We start from the raw sequence: 8,376 nt of genomic DNA on the forward strand, positions 1-8,376 counted from the left end.
GGTGGGGGATCCTCGCCTGGAGCCTCGCGGCGACCGCCGCGGCGGTGGCGGTCGTCTGCGCCGTCGCGCTCGCCACGGGCGGGCCCCACGGCGCGGCCTCCGCGCTGCTCGGCGGGGGAGCGGTCCTCGTCCTGTCCGCCCTCACCGGGGCGACGACGGCGCTCGTCTGGGACCGCGCCCGCGAGGCCGCGCTGCCGGTCAGCGTGGGCCTGTTCGTCCTCAAGATCGCGGTCTTCGCGGTGCTCCTGGGCACGGTCCCGCGGCCGGACTGGATCCTGCCCGACGCGGCCGCGATCGCGGCCCTCGTGGCGATCCTCGTGTGGCAGGGCGTCGAGGTCCTCGTCTTCGCGCGCACCCGGCGGGGGATCTACGCCGATTGACCGGCGCCCGGGGCCCGTCACGGACCCCCTCGCGCGGTACGGAGCACGGGTCACCGTTTGGTATCGTTGACGACGAACACTTCGACGGCAAGATCCTGCCGCCATCCGTGTCTCGCATCGCACCGGCAGTCCCCGCAACGCAGCGGCGCCGCCTGTGGTCCGGGGACGGGGCTGCCGTCCCGTCGACTGCATCACTTCGGAGAGGAACCGCGTGCTGACCCTCGTGCTGGCCAACACAACATTCGTGCCCCCCACCATCTCGGATGGTCACCTCCCGGAGATCTTCCCGTGGGGCGCGGAGTACGGCACCGGCTTCGGCAAGCAGATGCTGCTCGTGCTGCTGTCCGTGGTGCTCATCACCGCCTTCTTCGCGTGGGCCATGCGCCGTCCCCAGCTCGTGCCCGGCAAGGCCCAGTGGCTCGCCGAGTCCGGCTACTCCTTCGTGCGCAACGACATCGCCAAGGACATCCTGGGCGAGAAGAACTTCCGCCAGTGGGTCCCGCTGCTCTTCGCGATCTTCTTCTTCGTGCTGCTGAACAACCTGTTCGGCGCCATCCCGGTGCTGCAGCTGCCGAGCTTCTCCCACGCGGGCGCCGCCTACGGCATCGCGCTGATCGTGTACGCGATCTGGATCGGCGTCGGCCTCAAGCGCCACGGCATCCGCTACCTCAAGCTCGCGGTCGTGCCCTCGGGTGTGCCGTCCTGGATCCTGCCGCTGCTCGTGCCGCTGGAGATCATCTCCAACTTCATCGTGCGCCCCTTGACCCACTCCCTGCGTCTGATGGCCACCATGCTCTCCGGCCACATGATCGTGATGCTCGCCGGCGCCGGCGCGGCGTACCTGATCACCCAGACCGGCAGCCTCGCCCTGCAGGGCACCGGCATCCTCGTGATCATCGGCTCCGTGGCCCTGTACTTCCTCGAGCTGCTGATCATGTACCTGCAGGCCTTCGTCTTCACCCTGCTGACCGCGATCTACATCCAGGGCGCGATCGACGCGAACGACCACTGATCTTCCGGGGCCGTCCGAGGCATGACCCACGGCGGCCACGGTCCGGCGGGAGCACCCGCCACCAGACTTCCCGGCCCTCCGCAGGAGGACCACCCGGGAGGCCGACCCTCCACAACCCTGCCGGACACCTCGGCATCGTGAAAGGAACACCATGGAACTGCACGGTTCGCTCAACATGATCGGCTACGGCCTCGCCGCCATCGGCTCCGCCATCGGCGTGGGCCTCATCTTCGCCGCCTACATCAACGGCGTCGCCCGTCAGCCGGAGGCCCAGCGCATCCTGCAGCCGATCGCCCTCCTGGGCTTCGCGCTCGCCGAGGCCCTCGCCATCCTGGGCCTGGTCTTCGCCTTCGTCATCGGCGCCTGACGCGCCGCGTCCACGGAGCACCGCGCGGTGACGCCGTCGGCGCTCCCTCTCCACAGGACTCTTGACCGAAGGATGGTTGAAACATGATCAGCAATGGACTGATCCTCGCGGCGGGGGCCAACCCCCTGATCCCCAACCCGTGGGAGATCCTCGTCGTCGTCGTGGGCTTCGCCCTGCTCATGTTCATCGTCATCAAGTTCATCGTCCCGACCCTCGAGAAGTCCTACCAGGACCGCGTCGAGGCGATCGAGGGCGGTCTCGCCAAGGCTGAGAAGGCCCAGGCCGAGGCGAACGCGATGATGGCGGACTACGAGTCGCAGCTGGCGGACGCCCGCACCGAGGCGAACCGCATCCGCGAGGACGCCCGCACCGAGGCCGCGGAGATCGTGGCCGAGGCGCGCGAGCGCGCCACCGCGGAGTCGACGCGCATCTCCGAGCAGGCCCAGGCCCAGATCGCCGCGGAGCGCCAGCAGGCCGCCTCGCAGCTCAAGGGCGAGGTCGGCACCCTGGCCACCACCCTGGCCAGCAAGATCGTCGGCGAGTCCCTCGAGGACGACGCCCGCTCCCAGCGCGTGGTCGACCGCTTCCTGGCTGACCTGGACCGTCACCAGAGCGCAGGTGTCGCCGAATGATGACGGGCGCATCGAGGGACTCCCTGGCCGCCTCCCTGGAGGCTGTCGGTCCGGTGCTGGACGAGGGCGGCGTGGCCCTGGCACGCGAGCTGTTCGGCGCGCTGGACGTGGTGGACGAGCACGGCGCGCTGCGCCGGGCCCTGACCGACCCCGCCTGGACCACCGAGCGCCGTCACGGCCTCGTCGACTCGCTGTTCGGCGCCCGGGTGACCCCCGGTGCACTGCAGGTCCTCAAGGACCTGGCCGGCCGCCGCTGGTCGGCGGAGCGCGATCTCGGGGACGCCCTCGAGACGGTGGCGGCCCACGCGGCCGCCGCAGAGGCCGGACGCGGTGGACACGCCGGGCTGGCCGCCCTCTCGGGTGAGCTGCTGGCGTTCAACCGCACGGTGGAGGACTCGCACGAGGTGCAGCGCGCGCTCACCGATCAGCACGCCCCCGTCGAGGCACGGGCCGCCCTGGCCCGCCGTCTCCTGGGCGAGTCGGCCAGCCCGGCCGGCCAGCTGCTGGTCGAGCGCGCCGTCGCCGCCCCGCGCGGCGTGAAGCCGGCCGCCGCCGTCCGCCAGGCGGCGGACGTCGTCGCCGAGCGTCAGCGCCAGTGGATCGCCGAGGTCACCGTGGCCCGCCCCCTCGGGGCGGAGCAGCAGGAGCGACTGGCCCTGGGCCTGCGTCGCGCCTTCGACCGCGATCTCGTCATGGACGTCACGGTGGACCCCCACGTGGTGGGCGGCATCCGCGTCCAGGTCGGCGACGACGTCGTCGACGGGTCCATGGCCTCGCGCCTCAACGACCTCCAGCGGAGGATGGCCGGCTGAGCCGGCCCCCGCCCGCATCCGGAACACCCACGAACGCAAGCCTCATCGCCCCGACGATGAGCACCAAGCACAAGAGAGCAGGGACTGCAGATGGCCGAACTGACCATCAATGCCGACGACGTCCGCAATGCCTTGAACGACTTCGCGGCATCGTACGAACCGTCGGGCACCGATCGCACCGAGGTCGGCCGTGTCATCTCGGCCGCGGACGGCATCGCTCGCGTGGAGGGCCTGCCCTCCGTCATGGCGAACGAGCTGCTGCGCTTCGAGAACGGCATCCAGGGCCTCGCCCAGAACCTCGACGCCCGTGAGATCGGCGTCGTCGTCCTCGGCGAGTTCCAGGAGATCCGCGAGGGCATGGAGGTGCAGCGCACCGGCGAGATCCTCTCGGTCCCCGTCGGCGACGGCTTCATGGGCCGCGTCGTGGACCCGCTGGGCCAGCCGATCGACGACCTGGGCCCGATCCAGGCCGAGGGCCGCCGCGCCCTCGAGCTGCAGGCGCCGACCGTGACCGAGCGCAAGTCGGTGCACGAGCCGCTGCAGACCGGCATGAAGGCCATCGACGCGATGATCCCGATCGGCCGCGGCCAGCGCCAGCTGATCATCGGCGACCGCCAGACCGGCAAGACCGCCATCGCCGTGGACACCATCCTGAACCAGAAGGCGAACTGGGAGTCGGGCGACGTGGACAAGCAGGTCCGCTGCGTCTACGTGGCCGTGGGCCAGAAGGCCTCCACCATCGCCGGCGTCCGCGCCACGCTGGAGGAGCACGGCGCCCTGGAGTACACCACCATCGTGGCCTCCCCGGCGTCCGACCCGGCCGGCTTCAAGTACCTCGCCCCCTACGCCGGCTCGGCCATCGGTCAGCACTGGATGTACGGCGGCAAGCACGTCCTGATCATCTTCGACGACCTGTCGAAGCAGGCCGAGGCCTACCGCGCCGTGTCCCTGCTGCTGCGTCGTCCCCCGGGACGCGAGGCCTACCCGGGCGACGTCTTCTACCTGCACTCCCGGCTCCTCGAGCGCTGCGCCAAGCTCTCGGACGAGATGGGCGCGGGCTCGATGACCGGTCTGCCGATCATCGAGACCAAGGCGAACGACGTGTCGGCCTACATCCCGACCAACGTCATCTCCATCACCGACGGCCAGATCTTCCTGCAGTCGGACCTGTTCAACGCCAACCAGCGTCCCGCCGTGGACGTGGGCATCTCGGTGTCCCGCGTGGGCGGCGCCGCCCAGGTGAAGGCCATGAAGAAGGTCTCCGGCACGCTGAAGCTGGACCTGGCGCAGTACCGCGACCAGCAGGCGTTCTCCATGTTCGCCTCGGACCTGGACCCGGCCACCCGCCGCCAGCTCGCCCGCGGTGAGCGCCTCATGGAGCTGCTCAAGCAGCCGCAGTACTCGCCGTACCCGGTCGAGGAGCAGGTCGTGTCCATCTGGGCCGGCTCCAAGGGCCACCTGGACGAGGTCCCGGTCGAGGACGTGCTGCGCTTCGAGCGCGAGTTCATCGACCACCTGCGTCGTCGCGGCTCCGTCCTGACGGACATCGGCTCCACCGGCAAGCTCGAGGACGGCACCGTCTCCGCGCTCGAGTCGGAGATCGCCGAGTTCAAGAAGGGCTTCCAGTCCTCGGAGGACGGTGGCGTGCACGCCGGCCACGAGGAGCACCGCGCGATCGAGCAGGACCAGGTCGCGCAGGAGCAGATCACCAAGCAGAAGCGCTGACCGCAGGTCGGTGAGGGAGCGGTCCGGCGTCGGGCCCGAAGGGGAACGACGCCGGACCGCCCTCCCGCCAGGGAAAGGACCACCATGGGAGCCCAGATCCGGGTCTACCGTCAGAAGATCGCATCGACGTCGTCGATGAAGAAGATCTTCAAGGCGATGGAGCTGATCGCCACGTCCCGCATCACCAAGGCACGCGAGCGCGTCAACGCGTCGCTGCCCTATGCGAACGCGATCACCCGCGCCGTCTCGGCCGTGTCGAGCCAGCACGACATCGATCATGTCCTCACCACGGAGCCCGAGAACCCGACCCGGGCGGCCGTGCTCATCCTGTCCTCGGACCGCGGCCTGGCCGGCGCGTACTCCGCGAACGTGCTGCGCAAGGCCGAGCAGCTCCTCACCCGCCTGGGCGAGGAGGGCAAGGACGTGGACGTCTACGTGGTGGGCCGCAAGGCGCAGACGTACTTCGACTTCCGCGGACGCGAGTACAAGCAGCTGTGGACCGGTCAGACGGACGCCCCCGCCGCGGAGCGCGCCTCCGAGATCGGCGAGACGCTCGTGGACGCGTTCCTCACGGACACCGCCGCCGGCGGTGTGGACGAGATCCACATCGTGTTCACCGAGTTCGTCTCGCTCGTGAAGCAGAACCCCCACGTGGTGCGCCTGCTTCCCCTCGAGGTCGTCGAGGAGGAGGTCGCCGCCCCGGAGGACGTGCTGCCGCTCTACGAGTACGAGCCGGACGCGGAGGAGGTCCTCGACGCCCTGCTGCCCAAGTACATCGAGTCGCGCATCTTCAACGCGATGCTGCAGTCGGCGGCCTCTGAGCTCGCCAACCGTCAGCGCGCCATGAAGTCGGCGGGCGACAACGCCTCTGGCCTCATCAAGGACTACACGCTCCTGATGAACAACGCCCGTCAGGCGGAGATCACCCAGGAGCTCACCGAGCTCATCGCGGGCGCGGACGCGCTCAACAACTCCTGAGCCCGTACCGGACTCACCAGACTCGCCATCCACACACGATAGAAGTGAGAGAGATGACTGCCACCATCACTGACCAGGGCACCGGGACCCCCACCGGCGGTGCCACCGGACGCGTCTCCCGCGTCATCGGCCCCGTGATCGACGCCGAGTTCCCGGCGAACGCCATGCCGGAGATCTACAACGCGCTGACCACCGAGATCGACCTGAACGGCCAGCGCCGCACGGTGACCTTCGAGGTCGCCCAGCACCTGGGCGACAACATGGTCCGCGCCATCTCCCTGCAGTCCACCGACGGCCTGGTGCGCGGCACCGACGTCGTGGACACCGGCGCCCCCATCTCCGTGCCCGTCGGCGACGCCGTCAAGGGCCACATCTTCAACGTGCTGGGCGAGACCCTGGACGTGGAGACCTCCTCCCTGAACTTCGAGGAGCGCTGGCCGATCCACCGCGCCGCCCCGAACTTCGCCTCCCTCGAGGGCTCCACGGAGATGCTCGAGACCGGCATCAAGGTCATCGACCTGCTGACCCCGTACATCAAGGGCGGCAAGATCGGCCTGTTCGGCGGCGCCGGCGTGGGCAAGACCGTGCTCATCCAGGAGATGATCACCCGCGTGGCCCGCAACTTCGGCGGCACCTCGGTGTTCGCCGGCGTGGGCGAGCGCACCCGTGAGGGCAACGACCTCTGGGTCGAGATGGACGAGGCGGACGTCCTCAAGGACACCGCCCTCGTGTTCGGCCAGATGGACGAGCCGCCGGGAACGCGTCTGCGCGTGGCCCTGTCCGCGCTGACCATGGCGGAGTACTTCCGCGATGTGCAGAACCAGGACGTGCTGCTCTTCATCGACAACATCTTCCGCTTCTCGCAGGCCGGCTCTGAGGTCTCCACGCTGCTGGGCCGCATGCCCTCCGCCGTGGGCTACCAGCCGAACCTCGCGGACGAGATGGGCGTGCTCCAGGAGCGCATCACCTCCACGCGCGGCCACTCCATCACCTCGATGCAGGCCGTGTACGTCCCCGCGGACGACTACACCGACCCGGCCCCGGCCAACGTGTTCGCGCACCTCGACGCGACCATCAACCTGACCCGTGACCTGGCGTCCCGCGGTCTGTACCCGGCCGTGGACCCGCTGGCGTCGACCTCGCGCATCCTCGACCCGCAGTACGTGGGCCAGGACCACTACGACACCGCCATCCGCGTGAAGCAGATCCTGCAGAAGAACAAGGAGCTGCAGGACATCATCGCGATCCTCGGCGTCGACGAGCTCGGCGAGGAGGACAAGATCACCGTGGCGCGCGCCCGCAAGATCGAGCAGTTCCTCTCGCAGAACACCTACACCGCCAAGCAGTTCACCGGCGTGGAGGGCTCCACCGTGCCGATCAAGGACACCGTCGAGGGCTTCAAGGCCATCGCCGACGGCGACCTGGACCACATCGCCGAGCAGGCCTTCTACAACGTGGGCGGCCTGGACGACGTCGAGCGCGAGTGGGCCAAGATCCAGGCCGAGGGCTGATCGATCATGGCTGAGCTCAACGTGGAGATCGTCTCCGAGGAGCGGTCCATCTGGTCGGGCGCCGCGTCGGCCGTCTCGGCGCGCACCGTCAACGGTGAGATCGGCATCCTCCCCGGCCACACCCCGATGCTCGCCGTCCTCGGCGACGGCGAGGTCGTGGTGCGGGCCGTCGACGGCGGGACCGTCACCGCCCTGGCCCACGGAGGCTTCTTCTCCGTGGACCACGACCGCGTGGTGATTGCCGCGACGTCCGCCCGGCTGGGCGACGCCGCAGCGGCCTGACGCGGACACGGCAGGACCTGACATTGGAGGGCCCGGTGCTCATCGCCCTGGCGGGTGTGCTGGCAGTGTTCGCGCTGTCGGCCTCCGCCCTGGCGGTGCGGCGCCGGGCCCTCCTGCGCACGTCCGCCGCCTTCCCGGCCGTCCTCGAGGGGCACGGCCGGCCCCGGGAGCGCGTCATCGGGGTGTACGACGAGACGCGCCTGCTCTTCACGGGCCGCTGGATGATCCGGCGCGAGCGCTGGAGCGTGGGTCGCTGCGACCTGCAGATCGACCGGCTGCCCGTGGCCGAGGACGGCCGCGCCGTCCTCGAGCTCGACGGCGGCCGGGGTTCCGTCACCGTGGTCGTGGACCCGGACGACGCCGGCGCCCTGCGCGCCTGGAGCGAGGCCGGCCCGTCCGCAGCGTCCTCGTTCTGGCGCCGCTGAACCGGCGCCCCTCTCAAGGCCACTCCGGCCCTCTCTAGGCCCGTGCGGCCGTCCGGCCCTCTCTAGGCCCGCGCGGCGGGCAGCGCCACCAGCGGCCGCCCCTCGCCCCACACGAGCGCTCCGTCCTCGAGCTCCGGCGCGGGCGTCTCCGGCAGGCTGCGCCGCGGCACGTGCACGGCGGCGCGTAGCACGGCGTCCGCGTCCAGGCGCGCGGCCAGCAGGGCGGTGACCGCCTCGACCAGGGTCTGGCGC

At 70.3% G+C, this 8,376-nt stretch carries 11 protein-coding genes; 10 read left to right on the forward strand and 1 reads right to left on the reverse strand.

The annotated features are described in order from the left end of the window. The 10 genes from NWP10_RS09250 to NWP10_RS09295 all read left to right on the forward strand — a co-directional run. Nucleotides 1-380: hypothetical protein (locus NWP10_RS09250; protein ID WP_258300696.1), on the forward strand; the 380-nt coding region annotated here is incomplete at its 5' end. A gap of 211 nt (nucleotides 381-591) precedes the next feature. After that, nucleotides 592-1,392 carry a F0F1 ATP synthase subunit A gene (gene atpB, locus NWP10_RS09255; RefSeq protein WP_258300697.1) on the forward strand — a complete coding sequence of 267 codons (801 nt, stop codon included), beginning with the start codon at nucleotides 592-594 and terminating at the stop codon, nucleotides 1,390-1,392. A 151-nt stretch (nucleotides 1,393-1,543) separates the two neighbouring features. Then, a complete protein-coding gene (locus tag NWP10_RS09260) occupies nucleotides 1,544-1,759 on the forward strand; it encodes an ATP synthase subunit C (RefSeq protein ID WP_002857264.1) in 216 nt (71 codons plus the stop codon). An 83-nt stretch (nucleotides 1,760-1,842) separates the two neighbouring features. Then, on the forward strand, nucleotides 1,843-2,391 hold the full coding sequence (locus tag NWP10_RS09265; RefSeq protein WP_017488400.1) for a F0F1 ATP synthase subunit B: 549 nt from the start codon (nucleotides 1,843-1,845) through the stop codon (nucleotides 2,389-2,391). Then, nucleotides 2,388-3,203 carry a F0F1 ATP synthase subunit delta gene (locus NWP10_RS09270; RefSeq protein ID WP_017488401.1) on the forward strand — a complete coding sequence of 272 codons (816 nt, stop codon included), beginning with the start codon at nucleotides 2,388-2,390 and terminating at the stop codon, nucleotides 3,201-3,203. The genes NWP10_RS09265 and NWP10_RS09270 overlap by 4 nt, the downstream gene beginning before the upstream one ends. Nucleotides 3,204-3,293: 90 nt before the next feature. Then, nucleotides 3,294-4,928, forward strand: a complete 1,635-nt coding sequence (gene atpA, locus NWP10_RS09275; protein ID WP_017488402.1) for a F0F1 ATP synthase subunit alpha — start codon at nucleotides 3,294-3,296, stop codon at nucleotides 4,926-4,928. A gap of 84 nt (nucleotides 4,929-5,012) precedes the next feature. After that, on the forward strand, nucleotides 5,013-5,906 hold the full coding sequence (locus NWP10_RS09280; protein WP_017488403.1) for a F0F1 ATP synthase subunit gamma: 894 nt from the start codon (nucleotides 5,013-5,015) through the stop codon (nucleotides 5,904-5,906). Nucleotides 5,907-5,959: 53 nt separating this feature from the next. After that, nucleotides 5,960-7,417: a F0F1 ATP synthase subunit beta gene (atpD, locus tag NWP10_RS09285; protein ID WP_258300698.1), complete on the forward strand. Its 1,458-nt coding sequence runs from the start codon at nucleotides 5,960-5,962 to the stop codon at nucleotides 7,415-7,417. Nucleotides 7,418-7,423: 6 nt separating this feature from the next. Then, entirely contained in the window at nucleotides 7,424-7,699 is a 276-nt protein-coding gene (locus NWP10_RS09290; protein WP_258300699.1) for a F0F1 ATP synthase subunit epsilon, read from the forward strand. A 35-nt stretch (nucleotides 7,700-7,734) separates the two neighbouring features. Further along, nucleotides 7,735-8,124, forward strand: coding sequence for a DUF2550 family protein (locus NWP10_RS09295; RefSeq protein WP_234404069.1), 390 nt, complete (start codon nucleotides 7,735-7,737; stop codon nucleotides 8,122-8,124). Nucleotides 8,125-8,186: 62 nt separating this feature from the next. On the opposite strand, the gene NWP10_RS09300 is transcribed toward NWP10_RS09295, so the two are convergent. Further along, nucleotides 8,187-8,376 (reverse strand): hypothetical protein (locus NWP10_RS09300; RefSeq protein WP_258300700.1); only part of this gene is annotated, 190 nt, incomplete at its 5' end.

Origin of the sequence: Micrococcus sp. HG099 (assembly GCF_024723355.1) — a bacterium.
GTDB classification, from domain to species: domain Bacteria; phylum Actinomycetota; class Actinomycetes; order Actinomycetales; family Micrococcaceae; genus Micrococcus; species Micrococcus endophyticus.

Coding starts and splice junctions, on each gene's coding strand:
- NWP10_RS09260 (WP_002857264.1), top strand. CDS start 1,544: ATGGAACTGCACGGTTCGCTCAACATGATCGGCTACGGCCTCGCCGCC.
- NWP10_RS09265 (WP_017488400.1), top strand. CDS start 1,843: ATGATCAGCAATGGACTGATCCTCGCGGCGGGGGCCAACCCCCTGATC.
- NWP10_RS09270 (WP_017488401.1), top strand. CDS start 2,388: ATGATGACGGGCGCATCGAGGGACTCCCTGGCCGCCTCCCTGGAGGCT.
- atpA (WP_017488402.1), top strand. CDS start 3,294: ATGGCCGAACTGACCATCAATGCCGACGACGTCCGCAATGCCTTGAAC.
- NWP10_RS09280 (WP_017488403.1), top strand. CDS start 5,013: ATGGGAGCCCAGATCCGGGTCTACCGTCAGAAGATCGCATCGACGTCG.
- atpD (WP_258300698.1), top strand. CDS start 5,960: ATGACTGCCACCATCACTGACCAGGGCACCGGGACCCCCACCGGCGGT.
- NWP10_RS09290 (WP_258300699.1), top strand. CDS start 7,424: ATGGCTGAGCTCAACGTGGAGATCGTCTCCGAGGAGCGGTCCATCTGG.